The 25,635-nt window shown below is 54.1% G+C and carries 20 protein-coding genes; 8 read left to right on the top strand and 12 right to left on the bottom strand.

The window, feature by feature from the left end:
* Window positions 1-488: 488 nt before the first annotated feature.
* Complete coding sequence (locus IAE37_RS05825) at window positions 489-1,001, top strand: hypothetical protein (protein ID WP_201170830.1); 513 nt, start codon at window positions 489-491, stop codon at window positions 999-1,001.
* A gap of 1,005 nt (window positions 1,002-2,006) precedes the next feature.
* Here IAE37_RS05825 and IAE37_RS05830 read toward each other — a convergent pair.
* Window positions 2,007-2,198, bottom strand: coding sequence for an MbcA/ParS/Xre antitoxin family protein (locus IAE37_RS05830; protein WP_201170832.1), 192 nt, complete (start codon window positions 2,196-2,198; stop codon window positions 2,007-2,009).
* A gap of 285 nt (window positions 2,199-2,483) precedes the next feature.
* Between IAE37_RS05830 and IAE37_RS05835 the strand changes: the two genes are divergently transcribed.
* Complete coding sequence (locus IAE37_RS05835; RefSeq protein ID WP_201170834.1) at window positions 2,484-2,837, top strand: hypothetical protein; 354 nt, start codon at window positions 2,484-2,486, stop codon at window positions 2,835-2,837.
* Between the two features lie 557 nt (window positions 2,838-3,394).
* Here the strand turns inward: IAE37_RS05835 and IAE37_RS05840 are convergent.
* The 9 genes from IAE37_RS05840 to IAE37_RS05880 form a co-directional block, all read right to left on the bottom strand.
* Window positions 3,395-3,565, bottom strand: a complete 171-nt coding sequence (locus IAE37_RS05840; RefSeq protein ID WP_201170836.1) for a hypothetical protein — start codon at window positions 3,563-3,565, stop codon at window positions 3,395-3,397.
* A gap of 2 nt (window positions 3,566-3,567) precedes the next feature.
* Complete coding sequence (locus tag IAE37_RS05845; protein ID WP_201170838.1) at window positions 3,568-4,953, bottom strand: GAF domain-containing protein; 1,386 nt, start codon at window positions 4,951-4,953, stop codon at window positions 3,568-3,570.
* A 108-nt stretch (window positions 4,954-5,061) separates the two neighbouring features.
* Window positions 5,062-5,346 (bottom strand): hypothetical protein, encoded by a 285-nt coding sequence (locus tag IAE37_RS05850; RefSeq protein WP_201170840.1) that lies wholly within the window; start codon window positions 5,344-5,346, stop codon window positions 5,062-5,064.
* A 139-nt stretch (window positions 5,347-5,485) separates the two neighbouring features.
* The gene (locus IAE37_RS05855; RefSeq protein ID WP_201170842.1) at window positions 5,486-6,511 is read right to left on the bottom strand and encodes an AAA family ATPase; all 1,026 of its coding nucleotides are present in this window, start codon (window positions 6,509-6,511) and stop codon (window positions 5,486-5,488) included.
* The gene (locus IAE37_RS05860; protein WP_201162868.1) at window positions 6,496-8,064 is read right to left on the bottom strand and encodes an ATP-dependent nuclease; all 1,569 of its coding nucleotides are present in this window, start codon (window positions 8,062-8,064) and stop codon (window positions 6,496-6,498) included. The genes IAE37_RS05855 and IAE37_RS05860 overlap by 16 nt, the downstream gene beginning before the upstream one ends.
* A 52-nt stretch (window positions 8,065-8,116) precedes the next feature.
* Window positions 8,117-10,483 (bottom strand): RNaseH domain-containing protein, encoded by a 2,367-nt coding sequence (locus IAE37_RS05865; protein ID WP_201162869.1) that lies wholly within the window; start codon window positions 10,481-10,483, stop codon window positions 8,117-8,119.
* Window positions 10,480-13,548, bottom strand: coding sequence for a hypothetical protein (locus tag IAE37_RS05870; protein ID WP_201162870.1), 3,069 nt, complete (start codon window positions 13,546-13,548; stop codon window positions 10,480-10,482). The genes IAE37_RS05865 and IAE37_RS05870 overlap by 4 nt, the downstream gene beginning before the upstream one ends.
* Window positions 13,532-14,299: a restriction endonuclease-related protein gene (locus tag IAE37_RS05875; protein WP_236406192.1), complete on the bottom strand. Its 768-nt coding sequence runs from the start codon at window positions 14,297-14,299 to the stop codon at window positions 13,532-13,534. The genes IAE37_RS05870 and IAE37_RS05875 overlap by 17 nt, the downstream gene beginning before the upstream one ends.
* A 682-nt stretch (window positions 14,300-14,981) precedes the next feature.
* Complete coding sequence (locus tag IAE37_RS05880; RefSeq protein ID WP_201162934.1) at window positions 14,982-15,236, bottom strand: type B 50S ribosomal protein L31; 255 nt, start codon at window positions 15,234-15,236, stop codon at window positions 14,982-14,984.
* A 526-nt stretch (window positions 15,237-15,762) separates the two neighbouring features.
* Here IAE37_RS05880 and IAE37_RS05885 point away from each other — a divergent pair.
* From IAE37_RS05885 to IAE37_RS29140, 6 genes are all read left to right on the top strand, one after another.
* Window positions 15,763-16,503, top strand: coding sequence for a metal ABC transporter ATP-binding protein (locus tag IAE37_RS05885; protein WP_201170845.1), 741 nt, complete (start codon window positions 15,763-15,765; stop codon window positions 16,501-16,503).
* Window positions 16,500-17,372 (top strand): metal ABC transporter permease, encoded by an 873-nt coding sequence (locus tag IAE37_RS05890; protein WP_201170847.1) that lies wholly within the window; start codon window positions 16,500-16,502, stop codon window positions 17,370-17,372. The genes IAE37_RS05885 and IAE37_RS05890 overlap by 4 nt, the downstream gene beginning before the upstream one ends.
* Before the next feature lie 15 nt (window positions 17,373-17,387).
* Window positions 17,388-18,281, top strand: coding sequence for a metal ABC transporter solute-binding protein, Zn/Mn family (locus IAE37_RS05895; RefSeq protein ID WP_201170851.1), 894 nt, complete (start codon window positions 17,388-17,390; stop codon window positions 18,279-18,281).
* Between the two features lie 917 nt (window positions 18,282-19,198).
* Window positions 19,199-20,224 carry a LacI family DNA-binding transcriptional regulator gene (locus IAE37_RS05900; protein WP_201162880.1) on the top strand — a complete coding sequence of 342 codons (1,026 nt, stop codon included), beginning with the start codon at window positions 19,199-19,201 and terminating at the stop codon, window positions 20,222-20,224.
* A 407-nt stretch (window positions 20,225-20,631) separates the two neighbouring features.
* Window positions 20,632-23,034: a membrane-bound PQQ-dependent dehydrogenase, glucose/quinate/shikimate family gene (locus tag IAE37_RS05905; RefSeq protein WP_201170853.1), complete on the top strand. Its 2,403-nt coding sequence runs from the start codon at window positions 20,632-20,634 to the stop codon at window positions 23,032-23,034.
* 89 nt (window positions 23,035-23,123) lie between these two features.
* The gene (locus IAE37_RS29140; protein ID WP_201170856.1) at window positions 23,124-23,468 is read left to right on the top strand and encodes a winged helix-turn-helix domain-containing protein; all 345 of its coding nucleotides are present in this window, start codon (window positions 23,124-23,126) and stop codon (window positions 23,466-23,468) included.
* Window positions 23,469-23,538: 70 nt separating this feature from the next.
* Here the strand turns inward: IAE37_RS29140 and IAE37_RS05915 are convergent, their stop codons facing one another.
* On the bottom strand, window positions 23,539-24,876 hold the full coding sequence (locus tag IAE37_RS05915) for a carbohydrate porin (RefSeq protein ID WP_201170858.1): 1,338 nt from the start codon (window positions 24,874-24,876) through the stop codon (window positions 23,539-23,541).
* A gap of 329 nt (window positions 24,877-25,205) precedes the next feature.
* On the bottom strand, window positions 25,206-25,502 hold the full coding sequence (locus IAE37_RS05920) for a hypothetical protein (RefSeq protein WP_201170861.1): 297 nt from the start codon (window positions 25,500-25,502) through the stop codon (window positions 25,206-25,208).
* Window positions 25,503-25,635: the final 133 nt, after the last annotated feature.

The following is a 25,635-nucleotide window of genomic DNA, read 5'->3' on the forward strand; positions in this document are numbered from 1 at the left end:
GGGGAAGGCTGGTGCAAGGGTAATGATGCCCCTAGCGAAGTTCCAGCCAGCCTGAAGCTGAGCATGCGGCGCCGGAACTGATCTCAACGACGCATGTCGCCGTCACACCACAGTCGCTGCAAGCCAGCCCCGAACGCCCCTCATAGCATTAGAGTACAAAGGTACTCTTTGCCTCCAAACCCCTGCATTGGCGCTTGATTGAACGGATCACCCGGCACCGCCACTAAGGCATGATCAAGGCATTCTTAGCGCGCGGTGCTCCAGGGAGTAGATCTACAAGGCTTTCAGAACCGATGCTCATTTTTTCGCGCAAATGCGAGAGCGTTCTCGACTGGTGCAACAACGGGGAAGGGGTGAATAGTGCCGGTCGCTCTGCGTGTCTTGCTGTTTGCGTCGTCGCTTGCTCCACATGCATTCTAAAATAAGTAGCAGCTTCCCGTGAGGGAATAACGCGCCTAGAGATAATCTGCTAACAAGGAGGCATGAAAATGTCTGCCAACAATATACATGCTCTAACTACCAAAGCTCGAGCGGGCACGAATGTGTGGTTTATCAGAAGTCGTCTGTCCCCCGCCCAAAAACGGCTCGTAAGGCTCAGTCAATTCCAGGCGATAGGCTGGTTTTTCACGGTGGTAGACTCTATGGCCAAAGGTTCCTACCTAGACCAGTTAAATGCGATGTACGCTTTTAACAGAGAGGTCGAACAATTTAATTTAGGAAATTTTGCTGAGTTCCACCTTCTGACCTCCGCAACTTGGAATGATAGAGTAGTTGCAGCTTGGTGTTTAATCAGTGCGGAACAGCGAGCGATTGCCAAGCAATTTGTGGCAGACGAGGCCTGCAACTTTTGGGCTGACACGCAATTCTGTAGTCCTGGTTGGGACGAGTATGTTCAAGCGAGGGTCACCGCTATCAACGCAGGCGAGACGGGGCCTGCTCAGTTTGAAATCGTCAGTTTTGTTGGTCAGCCTGCCCTTGCCCGCCTTGCTTTTGCGCAGTAGAAAATGATGTCAGTGATGTTGCTGTGCACTCAGCCGGAACGCCCTCTTCACCTGCGGGCGATGAAGTCTCGTGATGGCGAACTGGCTCCCGCTGCAGTTTTCAATCCCGGACAGGATGATTGCCCAGGAAGCTGGCTATGCGGAGGGGCGGAGAATGCCGTCCGCTTTGGCTGGCCCACCGGGGATTGAGATAGACGCCAGATTGGGCGAACTGCTGCTAGGTTTTAGGCCTTAATAGCCCCGCCAGCATCCCCGTGCGCTTGCGAGGGCGATCAGGCAACCTAGCTCAGGCAGGATACCCGTAATGTCCGAGGCGAGGTAAGCAATGGGGGTCATACTCAGCTGAGAATTCATTGCCCGGATGTATCCGTAGTTCATCCCAGAGCGCTCAGTTTTTCAGGGGAGCAGGAGATGGGCATTTTAGATTGGCTATTCAACAAGCAAAAAGTATCCAGCAATGAAGCCACTCACCTAGCGTCACCACGACCGTTACGGCCCATGTCATTGCGTGTGCCTGGCTAGGAAGCATCGGGCAATGTGCTGCGCTCGCGTGACGACAGACCAGACCTGCGTGGGTGCCTTTCTGGAAGCGAGGGAGAGAGGCTGGCAAAAAATTTCGCCCCTCCATTTTGGTTCGCCATCGCTCGGAATATGAGTCAACCTGGTGGCCTTCTAAGCGCCAAAGGAGGCAAAGGTGAAAATCCTACGTGAGCTGTTCAGATACACTCAAACCCAACATGCCAAGGCGCTGGGTGCCTGGGTACTCATTCCCGGATGCCTGGCCATGGCAGGCAAGGGAATGTGGAAGCTTGCGGGGGCCACTCATGAGCTCATCCTCGGGATGACTCTCTGGGAGTCTTTCCCCTATGTTGCTGCGTGCGCCACAGTGTTTGTTGTCACAGGGTGCTTTAAGCAGGTTGCGAGTCAGCTGCGCCGAAAGCACCCAATCATCAAGCTTTAGGTTAATCGAGTTTAAGCCTCAAGCGCGTCTGGGGTTAGCTGGCACTAGCAGCCGTAACCATGCCCCAGGCGCTTCAGTTCTTCCATCACCTTCTGGTGTCCTGGCTGATCGCGCGCGAGCTCCAAGGCAGTCCTTCCGCCAAAAGCAGGACATGGCTTAGAAAGCCATACGGCAGCTTTTCGTTTGTCACCAAAAACGCTCTCGGCCTCAGCCAGTATGTGGTTCACATAGTCCATGTAGGCCCCCACTGTTATCCGCAGCTCCAGCCATGCCCATCTCGTACCAGTCGCGACATGGGTTGCTTATCTCCCTCATAGTGCGGCAAGCAGTTCAATGAGGGCAATAGGTATGCTTGGCCGAGGCGCAGGCTAGACTTTAGGGATGAACGCCGCCTTAACCCCACAAGCTCCATTGCACCGCTAAGCTTGTTTAGGTGAGAGCTCAACGATATTTTATAAGAACAATAATAAGGGGCAGACCATGTCGCAGCTCAAGATTTTTTTGAAATTTCCGATGGTAAGTTGAATATCAAGCACAGCATCGAAAGGCAAGAGAGCGAGGAGCTGTCGAAATTTCAAGCGCTAGGGCTCCTTTATCATATGCTGGTTTCAGCTATTCAGCTAAGTCAGGAATTAGGGCGATCTACTATTAACGTTGCGCAGGGGATTTTTGGCGGAGAAGGGTGGGCTAGTGAGGTTGTAGACCGATTGCTAGCCACTCAGAACTGGGAAGAACGGATGCGCGCGGCATGGGCGGCAGTGGACAATAAAGCTCGGGAGGTAGCTCTACGCCTGGACTACAACCTCTTCCAAAATTATTGGCCTAATCAAGATTTCTACAATTCCCGTTGGGTGGTTCTTCATTGCATTGACTGAAGGTTGCAGGCGGGTAAGAAATAGCCTGAACTCGGGCATTATCCGTAGATCATTTATTTGGCGCTGTTGTTGAGTGTGGTTGAACATTGTGGAGCCTGCGGCAGACACGCCGATCATCTGTCACCTCTTCAGGTAGTACGTGATGCGCTCAGGTACGGACATACTTGAAATTTTGCTCTAGCGCGAAGGCGCTTACATGGTTGGCGGGGAATCACCAGCCGGCAATCGGATGGTCAGAGGTAGCGGCCATTGATTCCCGCAGGCGGATTCAAAGCGCTCAGCGCGAATGCGTTCTACAGAGTCCATGAAGCCAATGCACAACGCCTTGTATTCTTCGTCGTGGAGGAATGAAGAGGATCAGTGGAACGGATGTATGCGCTCGTACCATGCTTCCGCGCACGGGAGATTCATGAGAGATGATTGAGGTTTCCATCGTTCGGGTTTTGACGGCTAGGGGGCAACGAGCTTTTAAGGTCTGGTGAGGATGCTCAAGCAAGCGGTACGGTTACCGGACACAAAAAAGCCGCCCTTAGGGCGGCTTTCCTGGAGCAGAAGGCTCAGTAGCTGTTTAGGTGCTTGGCATTTGACTCCAAGACTTCGCCTGCCAAAATTTTGCGTGCGCGACTGGAAAGCTCGCGGCTGATCTCATCGGCAGTTTTCGGGCGTTTCTTCGGGGCCGCTGCAGCGCAGGCTTTGCGAACCAGAGTAACGCGAAGCTCATTTGTCATGATCAACCTCCGGTAGGTGCGTCAGGAATGTCTGTGGTTTGTAGTAAAGCTAACATTTTGCCAAGGTGGTAGCAAACCGGAGCCATAAAGTGGGCAAATTGCTCCGCGCGGTCAGCGTTGAGAAGCATGTGCTCTGCGTTACGACTCACGTTGAGTACACCGATCAGCTCATCGTTATGCAGAATCGGCATGCTTAGAATGGATTTTGCGTGCTCAAGGTTCCGGTAGTACTGCATGATCTTCTGCTCATACCGGCCATTGAATTCGCGTACCTCGTCGCGTTGGCGGTTGACCCATTCCTTCACTACGGTCGACGTGCTGGAAATGTACTCAGGCTGGCCTGATGCAGCAACGCGAGGAGCTCCAGGAAGGTTGGGATGGTGGTAATCGTCATCGAAAATCAAGTCATCTGTGTAGGGCATGCACACCTGCTCCAATCCGCTTTTCGGAGCGTCGCAACCCATTGAGGCGGCAGTGAGTTCGTCCTCAAGGAAGAGGATGCCCGAGCAGCGCTCCAGAGCTACATCGTAATTCTGGTTATGCAAGAAAAAGTGATCGTGCATGAACCATACCTCTTTCGTGAAGCGCGAAGCCCTCCGTGGCCCGGCAGGCATCGGATTGCTCTGGACTTGATCTGCTGTCGTTTCCTCGCCAGCGGCAGACATAGGTTGCGATGCTGCGTCGCTCGCTGAAGGCTCGACTTCATCCGGAGCCTTTTCCTCCCTGCCTGGCAATTGCTGTGGTAGCACAAGGATATCCAAGGCGACTTCATCCCTGGAGAACACGCTCATGATATTCGCTTGGTATGCCACATGTTTATTGGTTCCGGAGACCCCGTCCCAGAGCCTGGTCAACGCGAGGATGCTGTCGAGCATGGACTGCATGCGTTCAACGATTTTGTCCCGCGTGATGTTGGTTTCTGTCTTGGACAACCTTCGAAGCTGCCCGATGTTGGCCTGAGTTTCCACATACTCATGAATAAATTGGCGTGGTGGAAGATGAGTCAAGCGCCCCTCCATCTCATGATTTTGGAGTCGTAGCCTTTCCTGGAGCACCTGACTTTGGCGGTGTAGCTCAGCTTCCTTCTCGTCTGTGACGGCACTTAAGGCTCGCTCACGTCGATAAACCATCCACAGCGCGACGATCGATAAGCCCAAGGCCCATAGAGAGTGCTTGTAACTCACTTCAAAGTTGCGTTCGGAGAGCGCTTCAAGTTGCGTAAGGATTGGTGTACTGCAGACGGAAATGAATGCAGCACTGAATACGCTCGCAAACGCGAGAAAGAATGAGCCCCATGCGGACGCAAAAAAACGCCGTTTTTTCTGAGGGGGCTCACTCGAGTTGTCGACCAAGGGGGAAGAGGGGGCGTTCGTGGCATCGGTACTCATGATCGAATTCCTTACGGCGTCCTGCTAGATCTGTCCATAACAACGGGCGTTTGCTTAAGACGCCGAACGAGCATTAGGGCGCTCCTGTAGGGGAGCGCTCCGGGATGCTTAAAGACGTGCGTTGATCCAGTCCCATACGGCTTTTTCAAGCCACCCTTGATGGGTGCCGGCAGTAATTTGAGTCACAAAAATACGGTCATTGGCATCGATCTTGGCTCTAAGGTCGGTACAGACCTGCTCCGCCGTCGCATTGAGGCTGATCCAGCGCACGGACTCCAATCCAGGATCTTTGACATTTTGGTAGCGTTCTAAATGTTGGATGAAAGCGGTTCGCGCCTGAGCATAATTGCTACGCTCTTTGTTCAGGTTCCATGTCACCATAAATACCGCCATCGATCGCTCCTTGGTCAGCTAATGATGGCATGATCGAGGTTAATCGATGGCATTTCAAGTTTCTGTTGCTCCTTCGTTGACCCCGCTCTCGCGCCCACTCTCGCGCCCGCTTTCGTTGCGATGTGCAGATGAATCCAGCTCATGATTTATAAGCCTTGAATAGCTTGTCCGGCGCAACATAAACCTCCCCCCTGGCTCGCGAGAACGCCACATAAAGCTTGTTTCGCGTCTGAGCCAAGGCCTCATGAAGCTTGCCATCCAGGTACTGTTTCCAAGCCTTGATGCCCAAGACAACGCAGACGTCCTCGTAGTGATCCTGGCCTTTACTGGCTCCCCAGTTCTGCGAGTAGCAGCCGTACTTGTAGTGCTGCTCCTGGAACAGCTTAACGATGCCGTGATCAGCATGCAGACGGTCTGCTAACTCCTGAGAATCGACCTTGATGATCTGGGTCACCCTGCCTTTGTGGGAGTCAATCTTGATCTGCAGGTGGGCGCTGATGAAATCGCAAACCGTCGTACCACAACGCCAGCTCTTGCTCAGGGTCTCCTTGTCCACCTTGATTTTAGCTTTGGCGAACCGCTTCTCGTATTTCGTGATGTCGTCGTGCAGGGTGATGTTCACCGAACCATCGCGACTGGTGTCGAAGGTGTGCTGGTAGAAATCACCTACGAACAGCATCTCGGTGTTAGCGGCTGATACCTGAAGCAGCAGGTTAAAGTCATGGCCGGCAAAATCCTGCACTTCGTCAACGTAGACTGAGTCGTAAAAGCGCTCGATCCGCTCCTTGACGCCAAGCAGCAATCCCTCGACCTCGATCAGCTTGGCCAGTCGGTTGTGGTAGAGCCGACCACTCGGATCACGGTACCGCTCTCTATCGGTCAGTGCGTAATTACGCTGTGGTGGCCTCCTGAAATTCAGACCTCTCGTGTTCATCTCGTTCTGCATGAATGGTCGGAAGCAGAAACCGTGTAGGAACGCAAAGTACGTCATGACGGTGATGTTCGACGGGATGGTGCCAAACTTTTTCATGATGCTGCTGCGCAGATGGCTGTAGTTGTTCTCCGTGTAGGTGATAATCAGGGCGCGCTTCTCAAGGCTGAGTTTGCTGATGAGGTGGGTCGTTTTGCCTGACCCAGCCACCGCAAAGATTACTCGTTTATCCATGCGATCGCATCCTTGATGTACTGAGGGGCCACGAGCGCGGCTGATTTCTTCCTGAGCAACTCAAACGCAGTGTCGGCCTTGTTCTTCAGCATGTACTCCTGGACGGTCAGCTTCTTACGTCCGGCTGCGAACAGCTCATCGCAAGCCGCCTTGTTGTCTTGATACAACCCGATCTCGAAGGTCGAACGTGCGTCATCCACATCAGCGAAGATCTGTGCGCCTTTGTACAGGCTGTCCTTGTAGTTTTCCACGCAGTGTTGCTGGTAATCGCCGTCGTTGTCACGGATCGCCGCGACGCGAATTCCCAACAGCTTTCCGAGTTCCAGGTAGCGTTTGAAACTGGTGCCTCCGATCGAGATGATGTGTACCTGATCCGCTTGTGGAGTGCGGCCATTGGCGTGCTTCTTGTACAGCTCCTCGATCAGGATGAATTCGGCATCACCCTCTACCAGGATGACTTTCTTCGAGAGGGCAAACTCCAAGACGTTGTTGTCTGGTGCCTTCATGAAGAAGCTCGCGGTCGGCTCGGTGAGCGCCTTCAGACGACCAGCCTGTTGATCGCTACCCAAGAGAAGTGCATGCCGGAGGTCGAGTCGAGAACAGATGTGGCTACTGTGAGTGGCGATGAAAAGCTGCGTTCCTGCCGTGGCGGCCAGTTGCTCAACCAGTAGCTTCATCTTGGTGTGGCTGAGGTGATTCTCAGGTTCTTCCAGGAGGAGGGCATGGAGTTCGCCCTTGGCTTCATGCCGGCTCAGTGCGAACTCGGTTTTGATGAAGCACTGCTCACCCTTACCTCGATTCTCGATTGGGATGCCATCCTTGGTTATGACAAGGTCGGTTTCGAGATTGGAGCGGATACTGGTTCTCACACCAAACTGGTAGGCACCCAGGTCGGCATTGAGTGCGGCCAATTCATTGTCGCGAAAAGATTCCTTGCCGCGGCGGTAGCGGTTTTCTAGGCTGTAACGTTCTGGCGGCTCAGCGTTGATGCTGAACACTGTGCGGGTGTACTCCCTCGCTGCGTATTCGCTGTCGATGCGAGAGCTGTCCAAGAGAAGGTGCTTCACTGGGCGGCGATAGCTGACATGGGGGGCACCAGAGAAGGTGTAGAACTTCACACCGTAGTATTCGTATGGGAAACCTTCCGGGTCGTCCTGAAGGAGCTGATGGATCGTTGCACCGAATTCTTCAATCAGCGGAGCAATCTTCATCCCAACGCCGTCAGTCATGGCTCCAGCCAGATTCTGTGTGCCGTAGTAGCCTTGATCATCGCCTTCCTCGAGAAATACCTCCACTACCAGTTCAGGCAATCGGTCGAGCGTACGTGGGCCCTGTTGAAAAGCCTTCACCGCAGATTGCGCCAACAGTGACTCGTACCCGATGCTTTCAACGTGACTACGACTGGCACTGAGCGCGAGATCGAGGCCAAGCAGTACGCTGCTTTTCCCCGTCTCGTTATCACCGATCAGTACGTTCACCCCGGCATCGAACTCAAGTGAGAGAGACTCGAATTTCTTGAAGTTTTGAAGCATCACTTTCTTGATGGCTGGCATTTCAGATCAGTCCCACAGTTGAGTTCAAGGTCGGCTAGCACGCATCGAGTGGTCAGGCTTTTTCGGCCAAGCGATTGGCTTCACTCTTTCGGCGCATTTCCATGATGGGATGGTCATTTGCGATCTGAGCCCCTAGGTGCATCGGACTTGGCAGCTTGAGCTGGCCATCCCACAAGGGCGCGTTTCGGCAGAGCATGGCGACTTGTTCCGCGACGGCGGTTGGTGACACGAAGGTGCCGGAGTCAATGATGGTAATCTCGGTAACGCCGAGTTGCTGCCAAGGATCCGCCAACAAGAAGTCATTGACCTGGTAGCGGGTGTTTTTACGCTGGCCTCCAGCCTTGCTGTAGATCTTCGAGGGCGATACGAAGTAATAGACGGCAGGGCTTCGAAGTGACTGGAAGACGCCGATTTTCTGTCCAATGTACTGTGGTTGGTCAGGGTGCTCGGATTGGTTTCCGGACATCTGAGCGATGTCGTTATCCACCCTGATCCGAACAACGGCTGCATTGGCTGGAACGGGAGGTAAACCGTTGTCTGGGCTGTCCTTGAGCCCCCGGTAGAATGTGCGCAAGTTGCTATCCAAGCAGACGATCAGCGGGGTATCCGCTTCGTCCGTGGCCACCAGCATTGACCACGTCACCAGCTTGTTGATGGCCTCGGGATTAATCAGCGAAGGCGTGGCATGAATCGCGGCCACACCTTCAGTGAAGGCGTACCACTGACCGCGGCTAGGGTCGTTATTAACGAACCAGTAGACCTCGCACTTTTGACTGCCCGCTACCGTCCTGGTGATGATCGGCAGGTAGATCATGTCACCCCTTTCTGTAATGCGATCCAGGCGAACAGACAAAATGGTCGTGCCTGCTGGGATAGTCTTAGCCTTGATGAAAGCGGTAGGGAAGTATCCCGTTAGGCGGATCGCTTCGGTGACAGTGTTAAGCGCCTTGAAGTCCCGTGACTCTTTTTTGGGCTTCGGTTTGGACGGGTCTGGTACATCATGCATGATGAACTGAGTCACGATGCCATGCTCGGCCAGTACCCTGCGGATGTAATGCTTTGGGTCTCTGTCTGAATCGAGTGCTGCAGCGACGGTGCTGGTTTCAACGATCAGGATTGATGTGCTGAGTTTCTTGATCTCGGGGACGACGCTTTTTCTAAGCCACTCATCTAGCTCAATGGTAGAAGCGCTACCCTCCAGCATGGAAGCGGCGCCTTCGACAGCCAGGCGCGTCAGTTGGATTTCTGGCGGGGCGTTCTTTTTGAAGAACGGCATGGTCGTGCCCAAGGTCTCGCTGGCTTTGACCAGTCGCAGCATGATCTCGGAGTGTGCTGCCAATACCGCAGCATACACCTTCACAGGCGTTGAACTCGTCACAACTTTTGCCACGCGAATACTGGAAACGGCCTTACGAGCCAAAAGTGGCTGCGAGCCCCGGAGACTGCGCAGCAGGTGGAAGCACGTTTGGTCGAGGAAGAGGGGGCCCGGGCCAGAGCCGATGGCGGGCATGAGTGGTGGTGTGACGTAGATTGGCTTCACAAGACTGTCGACAGGTATATCGCCTTCAATCAGATCGGGAAGGGGTTGAACACCCATGAAGGCGAGCAGCTTGTTGGTCGGGAAGTCGTAAACAGTCTGCCAACCCGTGTCGGTCTTTTTGCTTCGAATACCTGCTTTCACAATCGATTTGCCAGTATGCACCCAAGCGTGCCGCTTACGCCCGACCGAGTTGGGCATGATCTGGCTGAGCTTCACGCGCAGTTGGATGAAGGGCTCTGTGCAGTCGCGAAGTAGTTTCAGGCTGGGTTCGATGACATGCAGGGCGCTGGCATTACGATCGCCTGAGGGCATTATCGGATCGTTCCAGGCAATCAGCGAACCATCGGAGGCTTGCTGCAAGGGAATGAGTTTTGGTAGGGGATCGGGATTACCGTTCTGGGTCGACTCAAGAGGTGTCGAGCACATTGCTTGGCCAACCAGCCACGGAACAACGTGGTAGGCCAAAGGTGAGACTCCGTCGGGGTTGATCAGGTCGCCTGGAAGCAGGGGGAGGAGTTCTATGACCGCGAGCTTGGTTTCCAGTCCCTCTACCTGCTCGTCCCACATGCGCATCACTTCGAGTGACCAGAGATACAGAATCTGATTGATCGTATCGACGGGCAGAGGCTTGAGCATGAGGATTGCTGAGGCGCCTTTGTCTCTGTAGGGGTACAGGTTGATTTCAACGGGCCCACCCGAGACCGCAGCTAGCATTTCTTTCAGCGCATTCGTGGGCAGTCCAGGGTGATGCTTTTTCCCCAGGTTCTGCAGGACTTGCCAGGCCGCCAGATAGTGTTCGCCGATCTGGGCGCGATAGGCATGCGCGAGTGCTTGCGGGTCGAAACTGAAGAGGCTGGTGCGCAGGTCAAGGTTCTTCATCGAGCTTCCTTAGCTGATCGATCAATGTAGTGCGTGATAGCACTCGCGATGCCGTTGTGGTGCAGGAAAAATTGATTCCAGCTGCCTTCATTTTTTAGTCTTTGGACGGACTCCGAGAGCAGTTTTGCCCACGGCGTCCGGCCATTGGTGAACGCTGCATCTGCGAAATAGCAGGTCACCGGGGTGCCGCCGCGCCGACCACGCCCGATCAATTGCGTGAGGGTCACCAGTATGTTCATCACGGTGTAATGGCGTATGTTGGCGGGCTGCTGGCCAAAAGCTGGCGGAGCGGTGCGAATGTCATTGAGGATTGAGTTCGCAATACCACGTTCTTTGTGCAACACATGCTGGAGGCTGGGCTCGGGACGCATCCGGTGCCAGGTTTCGTAGCTGATGTGCGCAAGGTTGTTTTCGGGGCTATCAGAGGCCGGTAATGGGCGCACGCAGATCACCACGCCACCGATCGCTGAGAGGCCATCTTTGTTTACGATATTGTGGCCCCGAGCCATGGGGTGGAGGGCGCTGACCAGAATCGTTTTGTCCCGGTGCGCACCCTCAATGAACTGCGCTAGATCGTCGTACACCAGCGTGTGTTCAGCGTTTAGCAATGTGGGCTTGTACTCGCTAGCTCGACCTCGCACCCAGCCAACGGTTGGGCTTGGAGATAAGCCAGCAAGCGTGATTGCCAGTAGCTCAGCATCGGCGTCGCTGCTGGCGACCAGGAGCAATCGAGCACGATCCGCGGTGACCGGATCCTTGGCCAATGCTTTCAGCCGCTTTTCAATCCAAGGCCATAGCTCCGCGGCAAGTTGCTTGATCCGATCCTTTCGCTCGAAGAAAGGTGCACCTGAAACCGTCGTGGTGAGTCCTACATTCTCGAATGCAACCTGGCCAGCTGCGTCGGGCACATCAATGAAGTCCTTGGCCTTGAGGTCGTATGCACTGGCACCAGGGAAGTAAGCAGTGGCCGAGAAACCCATGAACATGCGCCTGACGCCGGCATACCCAAGCGACGCGAGCTCGGGAAGAGCCAGAAGGGTGCCGTGGGGATCACCTCGCATTGCCACGACGTTCAGTGATGATGTCGCCTCGCTGGCCGGCTTGCGTTTGAATCCAAAGACGGTGCGATGCAGTGGGCCGATGGGACTGAACGAGAGTGGCTCGCGACCCTTCAGATTTCTGTAGACCTCTTGGGCATAAGGGACTTCAGCATTGGCAAAGCTGGGCAGTTCGATCTGCAGATTCCGTAAGGCGACTTCAAGGTTGTCCAGGATGCCGCGCAGAATCAGTGCTGCTTTAAGGCGCTGCAGGTCTTTCGAGTTCAGTTTTGCCTTCAGGTGGCCGCTACCGGCGAGCGTTGTGAGCAATCGCCCCAGCTCCATCGCCTGATTCTCCGGCCTGCTGGCCATCTCATTCGTTTGCCAGTAGATCAGGTTTTCTCGCAAGCTACGCAGGTGTTCCGGAACGCTGGCATTGCCGCTGCTGTAGAGCGCCTTAAGTGTTTCGAAGTCAATCTCCAGCTTGGTCATGATGTAGCCGTCTTCTGCTTCTGCCCAGGTTGTCTCCTTCTTGGGCCAGTCGAAGTACTTGCGTTGTTGAAGGTTCATCAACTGATCGACGTTGGTACAGCAGAAGCCGAGGGCTAGGGACAAGCGAATTCGGCTGCTTTCTTCGATGCCTGGAATATTCAGTCGGCTGAAAATCGCAGTGAAGAGCTGAACGAGCGGGCTTGCCTCGCCCGTGTTACCCAACTGGAGGCTGAAGGCGCTTGTGTCGATCGCGGTTTTGAGCAGCCCGTCGATCTCATCGATCAAGAACACAGGCGAGATACGTAGCAAAAGCTCGATGAAGCTACGAGGGCCCGGGAACTGTTCTGAATCATTGAGCGGTATGCGCGATGTGCCGGACAGCAAGGCATGGTGATTGATGACGATCACGTCAGCATCCAGCGCTTGCGACAGCATCTTTGTTCGACCGCAAGAGAAGAGGAAAGGGCAATGACTTAAGCGCTTTGTCTCTTCCTTCGCATTGCCTTTGGAGGACACGACGTGAAGCTTGAAGCAAGGCTCCGAACCTGCCGGCATAGCTTCCAGCTCGCTCGAGTAGGCGTTTAGCAAGCAAGCGTAATCGTAGGGGTGATCCTCATTGCGCTGCTTGAAATGCACGCCCGCGCGCTCATGGGTTCGAGAAAGTGAATGTAACGGCGCAACCCTCAGATTTGACGCTACGACTGATGCTGCCAGTCGCATGATCCTCACGGTATTGTCCAGCTCCACATAGCCAGGCACTGCGATAACGACTTTGCGGCCGCGGCTAGCTGCGTCGAGTGCCATCAATGACATGACCACCGTCTTGCCAGTACCGGTGGCGGCATTCACACGATAGAAGTTGCCCGAGTTTGCCGATCGCTGGCTGCTGTTGCCCCAAATGTTGTTAAGGGACGCGCAGTGTTGCGTATGGGGTGTATCGGCGGCATCGAGTCGCTCGGCGAGCGAGCGGAGATTTTCGTAGTCCCAACTAATGTCAGGGATCGCTGGCGTATCGGAAATCTCTAGACATTGACCAGAGGAAGGTAATCGCTTCCTCTCGCTCGCCGGGATGCTGAAGATACGGGTGCGTTCCGCGGTGATGTACTTGAAGACCAGGTTGCCTGATTCAGGCAGCTTTGCGATGGCTGGGGGCTGATGCCAACGCTTCAACGCATCCAGGCTTTCCTGGATAACTTGGTCGACGTCCAAAATCACTTTGATGCGGTAGTGATCACCCTCGGCCAGCTTAGGGCGCAAGGTTTCCGGTTCACTCAGTTCAAAAGGGCATAGCTCGTCTGCAAGAACGATCGCTGCAACCTCGACGAACCGCGCCGGCTGCGCGAGCGATGAGGGTCTGAGCCGGAGCCCCATCGCGATCGTGATCTGCTGTGCATCAGTGAGGCTGTCCCACGTGCTCCATTTGTGGGTGCGGCCTGCAATGAGCGCTGCTGCATCTGCCAAACAAGGCGTGCCTTCAGTGTGGCGTGCCGCCAGAGCCATGAACAGCGTGGTTGCGACGTCAGAAAGGGTTCGCACGAGTGGTCAGCTCCTTGATGCATTCGCTTTGGGTGAATATCTGGGAGCCCTGGCATTCGCTTCTGAGCCATGGGATATGCGCCTGCTGGTAATCTGGAATGACGAACCAGCGCATGGTTGATGGCCGCATTGATTCCAGGTAGGCCCCCAGTGCGCGCGGCGATACCCAGACTTTCGCATCGATATCGAGCGTCATGCCGCCGTATTTGATTCGCAGATCTGAGCGGTCAACGTTAGGCCATAAGGTGACATCGAGCCCATGCTTGGTGAGCTTCTCGGCCAGTTGAAGCTCCAGCAGTCCGGGCAGCAATGTGTACTTCCAAAGTGCGCTCTTAAGCATGTGGCGCTTGCCAGCGGTTTCGCCTTCCAGCTCTTGGTCGGTGACCACATTGACCAGTCGTCCATGCATCCACCGGTACAAGCTGCTTTTTTCTCTGCACCATGCAGAGTCGCACTGAACCTCTCGTCTCTGTGGGTTCAGGGGCCATCGACATTCTGGGCATTGATAGAGCTTTCCGTTGTGAGCGAGATGCTCCGGGATAGGCTCATAAAACTCATCGAGATCCCTGCCAAGTGGAATGAAAACGCTCGCCGCTCGGACAGGGTCGATCACGGCGTTCTCGATCAGGAACCGCCTGAAACGCCTGTAGATTTCATCCCCTTTGGAAATCACCTGGCACAGGTCACGTACCTCTCGGACGATCGACTGAATTTCTTCCCAGAGCTGATGAACGTCCAGTTCGAGGAGCATCTCGTTGCAGATCTGAGTGGAAAGACCTGAGGCGAGGAGGGGGCCGGTGTAATCAAGCCGTACGGATTCTGGCAGCCACGACTCTAAAGGAAGGGACAGCTGACGCTCCAGCTGCAGCGCTGAACTGACGGGGTCGGTGGGAGAGAGCCGCCATAGATGTGCCTGAGCTTCTCGGAGTAACGCTAGAGCGGCGCCTCGATCTGACTCACACAAGGACGCTGCCTTTGACAGCAGTCTCAGAAGGTACTCTGATCGTTGGGTATCCACGTGTACGCTCCCTGCGCCTGATGCCGTTCAGAACCAGAAGGCCAGGCTGTTGTGCAATCGAGCGAAGCCTGGCATTGGCAAACACCAAATGAACGAGGATGAGCTCTGCACGTGGCAGGTTTACGACATCCCGGGCCTTGGCTTGCTTAAGCCGATGATCAATCAATTGATTTTAGATTGCCACTACTCAATCTGTGACGTTTTGTGTGGGATTGGGGAGCTTGCGCAGATCCAACTCAGTTAGATGGCTGTCGTTGTGATGATCTATTCGAGGGGGTGGTGCTTTAGAGCTATATGTGGAGTGAAGTAGGAGCACTTGCCAACAGCCCGACGTGGTCAAGCGGGGAGAGCTTGCACATCGGGCTGCGGAACAAATACCAGATGGGGCGGGCGCAGAGCTGCTAGACGATGCGCTTTACTTACTGGTGAAGGCTGCGAACCGCTTATTGAAGCCGGCCACACGGCCTTCGGTCTTCGCTTTGCGTTCTTGGCCGGTGTAGACCGGGTGCGAGGCGCTGGAAACGTCGAGGGTCACATAGGGATAGGTTTTCCCGTCGGTGTGCTCGTAGGTTTTCTCCGTGTCAATGGTGGAACCAATCAGCCAGAACGCATTGGCAGATACGTCGTGAAAAAGGACGGGGCGGTAGTCGGGATGAATGCCGGGCTTCATAATGGATCCTGCGTAATGATATAAAATAACATTGCAGATAATGACTTTCATTTCGCAGCTTGTCTAGGTCTGGGTCAGGCGTTGATGTTGATCACTGAGGACTTTTTCACCCACAGAATCACGCTAACAGGGCCCTCAGTACCCTTATTCCTTCTAGCCGCGCAGCGTCGCTACTGGCGGTAAGCAGCATGCAGGCTGGCTTGAGGTGCTGAAACCTTATCTTTCTGAGGTGAGTCGTCGAGTGGGCCCTGTCTATCATTTTGCTAACCCCAAGCAACCTATTGTTCCGTATCGGTTTTCTCTTCCGTTCTGGGCACGATGTTTCATCTAAGCAAAAATCCAAGATGCACTGAGAATCGGCAAGTGGTACGTTATAACGTATCAATAAAATCCGAGGATGCCTTCTGATTATGCGAAAAACCTCGTTCAACTCGCTGCTAGCCATGCCGGCGTGGCACCGCCTGGTAGGGGTGGCTGCAGCCTTGGTTCCACTGTGGCTTGCGATAAGCTGGGCGGTGGCTTTGCCATGAATAGAGCAGCGATTCGCGTCGATAAGCTCTCGGTTTCGTACGGAACTGCACCTGCTATTCGCGAGGTCACTGGGGTGTTTGAGCCCGGTAGCCTGACTGCGATTGCGGGCCCGAATGGAGCTGGTAAGTCAACGCTATTGAAGGCATTGATGGGCGAGATTGCTACCACAGGCTCCGTTGATCTCGGTGTTGTGCGGGCGCCTGACATTGGCTATCTACCCCAGGCATCTGCAATCGATCGAAGCTTCCCAATCACGGTCGCAGATGCGGTCTGTTTGGGTGCCTGGAAACACATCGGCGTGTTCGGCGGGCTCTCAATGAAGGGCACCGTTGCCATGCGTCAGGCACTCCAGGATGTCGGACTGGCTGGTATGGAAAGCCGGCCAATCAGTGATCTATCAGTGGGGCAGTTTCAGCGCGTTTTGTTTGCTCGATTACTGGTTCAGGATGCGCGCGTTATCGTGCTTGATGAGCCGTTCACTGCGGTCGATTCGCGCACCATTCATGACCTGACGCAGATAATTTTAAGATGGAAGCAGGATGGCAGAACCGTCATAGCGGTATTGCATGACTTTGATCAGATCAGATCGACCTTCCCACAAACGCTACTGCTATCCCACAGGGTTGTCGCGTGGGGGAGCACTGAGGATGTGCTCACAGAAAACAACTTGAGCAAGGCTCGAGCCCTGGCCGAAGGCTGGGATGTTTCCACTGATCAAGAGCGGCGGGTAGCATGACGGTTATCTCTTTGCTCATATCGCCATTCACTGAATACGGCTTTATGCGACGCGCGTTAGTAGCAACCCTCGCTATCGGTTTGAGCTCGGGCCCTGTGGGCGTCTTGTTAATGCTCAGGCGTATGAGTCTCGTAGGGGATGCCATGAGCCACGCCGTGCTACCTGGCGCTGCAATTGGCTTCATGATTGCTGGCGGACTTTCGCTACCGGCAATGGGGCTGGGCGGCTTGATAGCAGGGTTGAGCGTCGCTCTGCTCTCGGGACTGGTAAGCCGGATTACCTCTCTTCGAGAGGATGCAAGCTTTGCCAGTTTCTACCTCACATCCTTGGCCCTGGGCGTCATGATTGTGTCCTTGCGTGGGTCAAATATTGATCTACTGCATGTCTTGTTTGGCACTATTTTGGCCATTGATAGTCAGGCGCTGTTTCTAGTGGGAGGGATTACATCATGTACATTGCTTGTGCTCGCTCTCGTATACAGACCACTGATTGTAGAATGCATTGATCCTGGATTTTTGCGAGCTGTTGGAGGGCGAGGTGCCCTGTATCACTTCATCTTCCTGCTTCTCGTAGTACTCAATTTGGTTGCTGGCTTTCAGACCCTGGGTACATTGATGGCGGTTGGGATGATGATGCTTCCAGCTGCCACAGCTCAACTGTTGTCTCAACGCTTGCCGTCAATGTTGATGATCGCGGCGGCGAGCGCGGCCATTTCCGGCTACGTGGGGTTACTGATTTCTTACTATTTGAGCGTTGCATCAGGGCCTACCATAATTTTAGTGAATAGCCTGATCTACGTGCTGGCACTCCTATTCGGCCCTCATGGTTTCATATGGCGAATTGTCCGCCCTATTTCGCGTACCCGGTAATAATAAGGAGACAAAATGCGATTTTCCCGGTCTTTGTTGGCGTTGATCAGCTCTATTGGGCTGCTGGCTGTCACGTTACCAGCCTCCGCCAAAACACTGAACGTTGTTGCCAGTTTCACCGTATTGGCCGATGTCGTGAAGAATGTGGGTGGCGGTGGTGTGAATGTCACAAGCCTGGTGCCGCCCAATGGGGATCCTCATGATTTCGAGCCATCGCCGAGGGATGCCAGGGCTCTCAAAGAGGCTGATGTCACTTTCCTCAGTGGCTTAGGTTTGGAGAGCTGGTTCGAGAGACTGGCTCGCGCATCAGGTAGCCAGAAGAGCCCGGTAGTGGTTTCGGATGGGATTGAAACTCTCACATTTGTTGAGGATGAGAAAACGATCACTGATCCACATGTCTGGAACAGTGCTTCGAACGTAAAGGTGTGGGTAGCTCGCATTGAGTCCGAGCTGAGTAAAGCTGACCCGTCGCAGGCAGAGGTGTTTCATGCCAATGCGCAGCGCTACGTGGGGAAGCTCAATGCTCTGAATCAGCGTATCAGCATGCACCTTGCTGAGGTTCCTTTGGATCAGCGTAAGGTACTCACCAGTCATGATGCCTTCGGATACTATGCCAAAGAGTATGGTGTGACGTTCTTGTCCCCACTCGGCTTGTCGACAGAAACTGAAGCTTCTGCAGCAGACGTAGCACAGCTCATCGATCAGATCAAAAGTGAAGATATCAAGGTTTACTTCTTCGAAAATTCGAATGACTCCCGGCTAGTTAAGCAGATTGCTAGCGCAACGGGCGCTGTTGCCGGCGGAGAGCTCTACCCTGAGTCGCTTTCTGATGATAAAGGGCCGGTACCTACTTATCTGAAAATGATGGAGTACAACACGCAGCAAATGGTGAAAGCTTTCAAAAAGTGAGTAGCAGCTGATTAGCGTCCACCTAGGTGTGCGGTACGCGAAGCGTCGCTCAGATTAGGGGCTAGGGGGATAGCCCCCGACTGTTTAGTTGGGAGGCGTGTCGTTTTCCTTCACTTGCTGCAGAGGTTGAAGTCACTCAAACGGGCAATGGATTTGCCCCTGCGCTTGGTAAAGCTATCGTCGCCTGACCCCGGGCGATCTTGTACTGCGCAACCTCGTTGCGCGCGAGTGGCTTGAGCAGGAGTTGAAAAAGCCGTTTCCAGGTAAAACAGTGGTCATTACTCATCACTGTCCTGTCAGCAAGGTCGCTGGTGACAAGCTTGTTAGCCATCTGACGGCGGCATACACCAACGAATGGGGTGATTTAGTAGACATGGCAGACCTTTGGGTCTTCGGTCATAGGCATCGCCGGATCGATACGGTTGGTCGAGCTTCGTGGCGCAGATTGAGTTCGTCTGGCAAAACCCCACTCTGGTAAAAAAATGTTGGAAGGTGGCAGGCCCTCTGGTTTGAGATGGAGATCGTCAATGGCCTTGCATTGGCCGAGTGGGAGGAGGAAGGATCCCCTAAGCATTGGTCGCACCGTTGGTGTGAAGGGTATGAACAGGATGCGCGAGAGTTGGTTTCGGAACTGCTGCTTATCTGCCCTGAGCCTTCGGCGTAATCCGGTGCAATCAACGGATGTTGGAATCCATCGGCGCGGCAGCCAGCCTGATCGCATCAATGCGGATCATTGAGCGACAGCTCGAACAAATTCCTAGCAGTACCCAAGATCATAGGTCGGCCATTTCACCGTGACCTGCGTTACGTTTCCGTGAATGAGCTCATCCAAAGAGTCGCCGGCACCTGGCTGCGACTTGCTGTAGGAAAGGGCGCTCATACACGGCTTTTAGAAAGCCATCACCAGAGAGTCGTTAGTGCGTAAGAAGGTAACCATCGTTGAAATAGCAGCCGCTGCAGGCGTAAGCGTGAGCACGGCTGGTCGCGTGTTGAATGGCGCGTCCGGCGTGTCGCTGCAGAGACGGCGAAAGGTGCTTGAGGCCGTTCGTGAGCTGGGGGCAAGCCGGCTTCCTGTGCTGCCGGAAGGGCATAGTCTCAAGGTCTTGGTGATCCGCATGGGGCTGGACGATGATCCGTACTTCAAGCGTATGGACATGGCGTTGGATCAAGCTGCAGAGTCGCTTCCCAGCCAGATTGAGCTGGTGCGCCTGACAAACCTCTCGCCATTTGAGCTAAGCGAGCGGCTTAGAAATTTAGATTTTCGTCCGCACGGCGCAATCGTCCTTGCCTTCGACACCCTGGAAGTACGCTACGCCCTTGAACGACTGGGTCGTCAAAAAATTCCTATCGTTACCTTAACCACGGACATCAGGCTCAAGACACCGAGAAGCTTCGTCGGCATTGATAACGAGGCGGCGGGGCGGACGGCTGCTTTGATGATCAGCCGCTTTGTGCACAATCGTGGGAGGGTTCTCATGATTACAGGCTCGCAGGATTATGAGGTTCACCGGCAAAGAACCAAGGGGTTTGAGGACGCTCTGGCGGAGTATGCACCTCACTTGCAGCTTGTGGGGCCGATCGATGTTGCAGACATGAATGATCGAGCTCTTACAGCCACGCGCCAGGCGTTTTCTCGCCAAGTGGCTACTGTGGCTATTTACAACAGCGGCGGTGCGAATGAGGGCATCCGACAGGCCTTAGAGACGATCGATAGGGTGAGCAATCCTATCTGGATTACGCATGAAGCGAGCCCACGGCATGTGAAGCTGCTTCGCAGCGGACAAGTTGCGCTGTTGATCGATCAGGATCCTTCTGCCCAAGCGCTAACTGGTCTCCAGCTGATACTGCATGCACACGGTGAGATTGCCGCGGCTCCTCGAGCTCGAGTGCCGTTTCGCCTTGTTAGCGCAGAAAACTGGAGCGATCTGCCCTTGGTCGACTAAGTGACTAGGCCTTTCCCCAGTAAACGCCAGCGCGCTTGCCCCCGCGCCTTTTATCTGCAGCGTTCGCCCCTTCTGTCTGTGATCACGTAATTCACGTGCGGGTAGTCCATGCCGGAGCTGACAAGGCCAGTACTTCAGTAAATTTTTTTTACAATGCCGCTTGGTTTTTGACCGAAATCGGTCAAAAACGCCTTGTCTTTGGGCTGTCTTCTGAAGCGACAGGCTTACCATCTGCATCGCGCCTGCTTCAACTTGTCGCACTCTCGCGATGGGTTTAGCGCGACCCTAATTTAGGAGCTTGATATCGCTAATTCTCTGCTTTTTGCGGCGGATAGCGTCTGCTCGAGCTCTAATCGGCGCTAATACCTTACACCGGATGTACTGCCGGTTTGTGGATAGGAAAAGAAATGCAGAAATGGTTGATACTGCTGATCCGAGTGGTCGGCGTTTTGCTAGGGCTGGCGGGAGCTGCTTTGGCGGGAGGAGGCTTTTATCTCATCACACTGGGAGGTTCGTGGTTCTACCTTCCTATTGGTCTGCTCATGCTATGCATAGGGTGGCTGACATTGAAGCGTCGGCCGGGAGCATTCTGGCTCGCTTGGCTCATGTTCGTGATCGTTGCTATTTGGGCTTACTGGGAAGTGGGTAGCGATTTCTGGCAGCTTGTTTCTCGCGTCATGATTTTCGGTGTGATTTGCTTGGTGTTGACCGCTCTGGCGCCTCAGCTCAATGCAAGCGAGCGAGGTGGCATCAAGCGTGCGCCGGCCACTATTTTGAGCGTAATAGTTGCCGTTGGTTTGATCTCGACCTTCGCATCCATGTTCCGCCCACACGCACAGGTAGAAGCTCAAGCTGACGCCAAATTCCCGATTGTTCATCCTGAAGCAGGTGACGCAGAGGGTAAAGACTGGCCGGCGTGGGGTCGGAACTTGGCAGGCGATAAGTTTGCCCAGTTCGATCAGGTAAACAAGCAGAACGTGAAGGATCTGAAGGTCGCCTGGACGTACAGAACAGGCGATCTGTCGGTCGACGGTTCTGAATACCAGGTAACTCCAATCAAAATCGATGACACCTTGTACCTATGCACTCCCTTGAACAAGGTGATTGCTCTTGATCCGGTGACCGGTGCTGAGCGTTGGCGCTTCGATCCGAAGATGGAAGTCACTCGTGGCAATAAGGGTTGGAAACGATGCCGTGGTGTCAGCTACATCGACCTGGCCCCATCTGCAGCTGCCGACGGCAATTCTCAGCCCACCACTCCACAGCCTGCGGCTTGTGAGAAGCGCGTCGTTAGCACAACGAACGATGCTCGACTCTTCGAAGTGGACGCCAAGAGTGGTAAGGCGTGCACCGATTTTGGTGACAACGGGTTCGTGAATTTGCTGGACGGTCTGGGTGACACTGCAGCCGGCTCTTACTACCTCACCTCTGCGCCGCTGGTTGCTGATGGAGTGATCATGGTGGGGGGCAAGCTCAACGACAACATGACCGTTGGTGAGGCTTCGGGTGTAGTCCGTGGTTACGACGCGGTCACTGGCAAGCTGTTGTGGGCGTGGGATCCTTCCCGCGGTGCCGAGGACAGCAGCCCGCTGCCAGCGGGTGAGGTTTATGCCAAGGAGTCGCCGAACTTCTGGGGTACCGCTTCGTACGATCCGAAGCTGGGCCTGGCATACTTCCCGACCGGCAACCAGACTCCGGACTTCTGGACTGGCAACCGTCACAGCTACTCGGATGAATACAACGACTCGATCGTTGCCATTGAGCTGAAAACAGGCAAAGAACGCTGGCATTTCCGTACGGCTAACACCGACCAGTTTGACTACGATGTATCGTCGCAACCGATCCTGTATGACCTCCCGCTGCCAGATGGCACCGTGCGTCCAGTGGTCATTCAGCTGACCAAGCGTGGTCAGATCTTCGTCTTGGATCGCGCAACAGGCGAGCCAGTTGTACCCGTTACGTACAAGAAAGTACCTACGGATGCTATGCCAGGCATGAAGGTGGCTGACCACCAGCCATACTCCGCACTTTCAGTGGGCGTTGAGCCACTGAAGGAAAAGGACATGTGGGGTGCAACACTGTTCGATCAGATGCTCTGCCGTATCGATTTCCTGAAGATGCGCTGGGAAGGTGAATGGACTCCGCTTTCCGACCAGAAACGAACGCTCATCTGGCCAGGCTACTACGGTGGCTTTAACTGGGGTGGCGGTGCTCTGGATGCACGTACTGGTACCTTGATCGTCAACGATATTCGTATGGCGATGTGGGGCAAATTCATCAAGCGTGAAGAGGCCAACAAAGCCGGCCTGGTGCCGTCAACCGAAGGTGAATACTCCGAGCAGTTGGGCACTCCGTGGGGTGTTGAGCGCTCGATGTTCCTATCGCCTCTGGGAACGCCGTGCTTCAAGCCTCCGTTTGGCTCGATGACTGCCATCGATCTCGCGACCCAGAAGGTCAAGTGGCAGGTGCCGATGGGTAGCATTCAAGATGCGCCTATAAAGGGCATCGCCCCGGGCGTGTATCTGCCGATCGGCATGCCAACCCTGGGTGGCCCACTCGTCACGAAAGGTGGCCTGACGTTCTTCCACGGTTCGCTCGACTACTATGTGCGTGCACTGGACAACGATACTGGTGAAGAGCTGTGGCGTGACCGTCTGCCGGTTGGCGGCCAGGGTGTCCCGATGACCTACGTAGGCAATGACGACCAGCAGTATGTCGTGGTTGTTGCTGGGGGGGCCACTCGTACTGGTACCAACAAGAATCGCGGCGACTACGTGATTGCTTACTCCCTGAAGTCGAAAGCTAAATAAGCCCCCAAATACCAAGGTGTTGCAGTCTTTGCACTGTGATGCCTTGGTTACTTTCCGCAGCTCCATGAATGCCACCCCTAGGTTCGAAGATGAACCAGGGCTTGTGGCTGTCTTTGCCAATCACGGGGGAGACATTTGTGCAGTTTCAGGTTTTGGATTTGAATGTCGATCTTGATAAGCGAGAGATTAGCTGTGGGGGCGGCCGTGTGAGGCTCTCCTCCAGACCGTTCGGTGTATTGGTTTTGCTAGCAAAGAATTGTGAAAGCATCGTGTCTAGAGAAAAACTTCTGGATGAGGTCTGGGGACTTAAATTTGACCCTGGAACAAAAGTAGTAGATGTCCAATTGACTAGGTTGAGGCGGGAGCTCAAGGATATCGGATGCAGTGCAAAAATTATGAACTTGAGGAGCGCGGGTTTCAAGCTCTGCACATGAGTAGACAAATTCTGCTATCGAGGCTCGCTGCGCGAGCGACTCGCGCAGCGAAGGGAAGCTGGGAGGAAAGTTAGAAGCTTGATCCTACCTGTAGGCCGATCACTACCGCGTTTTCTACTTTCCTGACGTTTCCAGGGTTACGGATGTACTGGATGTTAGGCATCAAGTGAAACCAGTTAGTAGCTTGGATTCGATAGTTTAGCTCGGCTTGGTAACTGGTATGCTGCTCTGGGATGAACGAAGGGCTGTCAAAATACACACCGTTGGCCTGGTTCTTGAATTGGGCGTTTTCCAGGTATCGATCGCTAGCGTGTACGCGCGACAGACCAAGCCCTAGCTGATCAAGCGGGCGGAAATCAAAAGGCCCTTTATACACCAAGCTGATATGCATATAGCTATCGACGGGAGTAGTTGCTTGGTCTTGAAAACTAAGGCTTGCTGCAAGCACTAGACCTCGGCTTTGATCGTTGTTCTTGCTGCTGATCTGTTGCTTTGCATTAAGCCACCAGCCGCTGCGACCATCATGGACTCTGTGCTGATTCTGAGTGAGCGCTGCTGGTTGACCGTTGACGTCATTGAGTACGTCAGGACGGTTGACCGTATTCTTGAAATATCCAACACGGTACTCACCAGGTAATTTCCCGATACGTGGCGTCCAGACAAGCTCCACCGGCAGCATGGTGCCACTTGTTCCGTGTGTTCGAAGCTTTAAGCCGTTGTCGTTGTCCAGACTCGAGGGATCAACGTTGTAGGCAGCGATTTTGGCGACAAGGTCATCTGCCAATGCATACTGAAGACGAACTGCCCACGAACTGATAGGGCTGTTGTAGATGTCATTGACGTAGTTGCCAGGCTGCGAACCACAAAACGATAAATTTTGGAATGCGCAATCTGCAGTGGCGAACTCATCGCCTACTGTGAAACGCCCGATCTTTACGTTCAGTTTGTTGTCGATCCAGCCTTTCGACAGCCAGAATTGGCTTAGCCGTGTAACACTTCCTCTGCCGTGGATTTCTTGAGTCGCTCCGAAACCACCGACGCGAGGGTCGTTAAGAGCATCCTCATCCAGGCCACGACCATTGCGATTTGATAGACGGATTTCCGCTTCCGCATTTTTCCAGGACAGCAATTCCGAAAGATCTAGCTTTGCACCTGCTGACCACTGATCTGCATAACGGGCGGTATGGTGGGAGGCGCCCCCATGGACATTCGCTGCAATTTCACTCAGGTAGCTGAATTCTAGATCAACACCCTGATCAGCAAGTTCTCCCCGGGAGCCGTTCCAGTCACCGAGCATCCAAGGCGAAGAGGGCGAGAGTGGTTCATGCGCAAGCGCCTGAGGAGTGTAAAGATTTATTAGGGCAAGAATGCTTAAGGTGGAGGTGGTGAAGGTATGGCGGAGGTACATCCATAGTTCCTATGTTTGGTTTCTGTACGTACACCTAAAGCTTAGAGGACTGCCATGGTGTTCTGCGATTTTACCAACTGGCGTACTGGAGAAAGGTTAATTTTCTCTGGTTCGTCCTGCGAGAACGTCGGCTAACAAAAAATTTCGAGTAAATTGTTATTGCAAATAAATTTGGTACGGGTAACGCTATTCAGGCGTTGCCCCCAAAATCTATTAGTCGGGAGCCTCTGTTTCCCGCTGGTTAAGCTGGTGAAATGCTCGATAAAATTATTGATTGCAATAGCCTCCGCGATACAGGCTAAGGTCGCTGGGGAAGTTAAAAAGCTTGGTCAGTGTTGGAGTGCTTTCGGCGTAGCAATCACTGATGCCAAGACGTATGCATCCTGCATTGGGTGCAGGCTCTTAATCGTTTTGGAGTAAGGCGCTGCTGGATTCGAACACGTACCGAATCGGACGCCTTGCTGCTGTAATAGCTTCACCACTAGCAGTTCGTCCTCGTAAACCTCCATTTCATCAATCTTGACACGTAGTGCTGATTCGATCTCGGCTAGGCGATCAGGCTCGATGCTGATGCGAAATAAATCTGCTGCGCGCTTGAGGTCAAGCTTGCGAGTCATAATGTTCACGAGTCATCTGGCCTGGGACGTCGTCTTTGCAGAGCACCTTTCTTCAGCAGTTGGCGAAAAGGATGCGTGCGAGAGATCACCCACATGAGGGAGCGAACGGCGTCGAATAGGATTGAAACGGCCATTAATGATT

The sequence above is a fragment of the Pseudomonas sp. S31 genome (genome assembly GCF_016648105.1).
Lineage (GTDB): Bacteria > Pseudomonadota > Gammaproteobacteria > Pseudomonadales > Pseudomonadaceae > Aquipseudomonas.

What these genes read in the sequence shown, in the direction of transcription:
- IAE37_RS05880 (WP_201162934.1), bottom strand. Translation starts at nt 15,236, where the DNA reads ATGAAGCCCGGCATTCATCCCGACTACCGCCCCGTCCTTTTTCACGAC.
- IAE37_RS05885 (WP_201170845.1), top strand. Translation starts at nt 15,763, where the DNA reads ATGAATAGAGCAGCGATTCGCGTCGATAAGCTCTCGGTTTCGTACGGA.
- IAE37_RS05905 (WP_201170853.1), top strand. Translation starts at nt 20,632, where the DNA reads ATGCAGAAATGGTTGATACTGCTGATCCGAGTGGTCGGCGTTTTGCTA.
- IAE37_RS05830 (WP_201170832.1), bottom strand. Translation starts at nt 2,198, where the DNA reads ATGGACTATGTGAACCACATACTGGCTGAGGCCGAGAGCGTTTTTGGT.
- IAE37_RS05915 (WP_201170858.1), bottom strand. Translation starts at nt 24,876, where the DNA reads ATGTACCTCCGCCATACCTTCACCACCTCCACCTTAAGCATTCTTGCC.
- IAE37_RS05875 (WP_236406192.1), bottom strand. Translation starts at nt 14,299, where the DNA reads ATGCTCCTCGAACTGGACGTTCATCAGCTCTGGGAAGAAATTCAGTCG.
- IAE37_RS05850 (WP_201170840.1), bottom strand. Translation starts at nt 5,346, where the DNA reads ATGGCGGTATTTATGGTGACATGGAACCTGAACAAAGAGCGTAGCAAT.
- IAE37_RS05860 (WP_201162868.1), bottom strand. Translation starts at nt 8,064, where the DNA reads ATGCCAGCCATCAAGAAAGTGATGCTTCAAAACTTCAAGAAATTCGAG.
- IAE37_RS29140 (WP_201170856.1), top strand. Translation starts at nt 23,124, where the DNA reads ATGAACCAGGGCTTGTGGCTGTCTTTGCCAATCACGGGGGAGACATTT.
- IAE37_RS05845 (WP_201170838.1), bottom strand. Translation starts at nt 4,953, where the DNA reads ATGAGTACCGATGCCACGAACGCCCCCTCTTCCCCCTTGGTCGACAAC.
- IAE37_RS05840 (WP_201170836.1), bottom strand. Translation starts at nt 3,565, where the DNA reads ATGACAAATGAGCTTCGCGTTACTCTGGTTCGCAAAGCCTGCGCTGCA.
- IAE37_RS05855 (WP_201170842.1), bottom strand. Translation starts at nt 6,511, where the DNA reads ATGGATAAACGAGTAATCTTTGCGGTGGCTGGGTCAGGCAAAACGACC.
- IAE37_RS05865 (WP_201162869.1), bottom strand. Translation starts at nt 10,483, where the DNA reads ATGAAGAACCTTGACCTGCGCACCAGCCTCTTCAGTTTCGACCCGCAA.
- IAE37_RS05895 (WP_201170851.1), top strand. Translation starts at nt 17,388, where the DNA reads ATGCGATTTTCCCGGTCTTTGTTGGCGTTGATCAGCTCTATTGGGCTG.
- IAE37_RS05890 (WP_201170847.1), top strand. Translation starts at nt 16,500, where the DNA reads ATGACGGTTATCTCTTTGCTCATATCGCCATTCACTGAATACGGCTTT.
- IAE37_RS05825 (WP_201170830.1), top strand. Translation starts at nt 489, where the DNA reads ATGTCTGCCAACAATATACATGCTCTAACTACCAAAGCTCGAGCGGGC.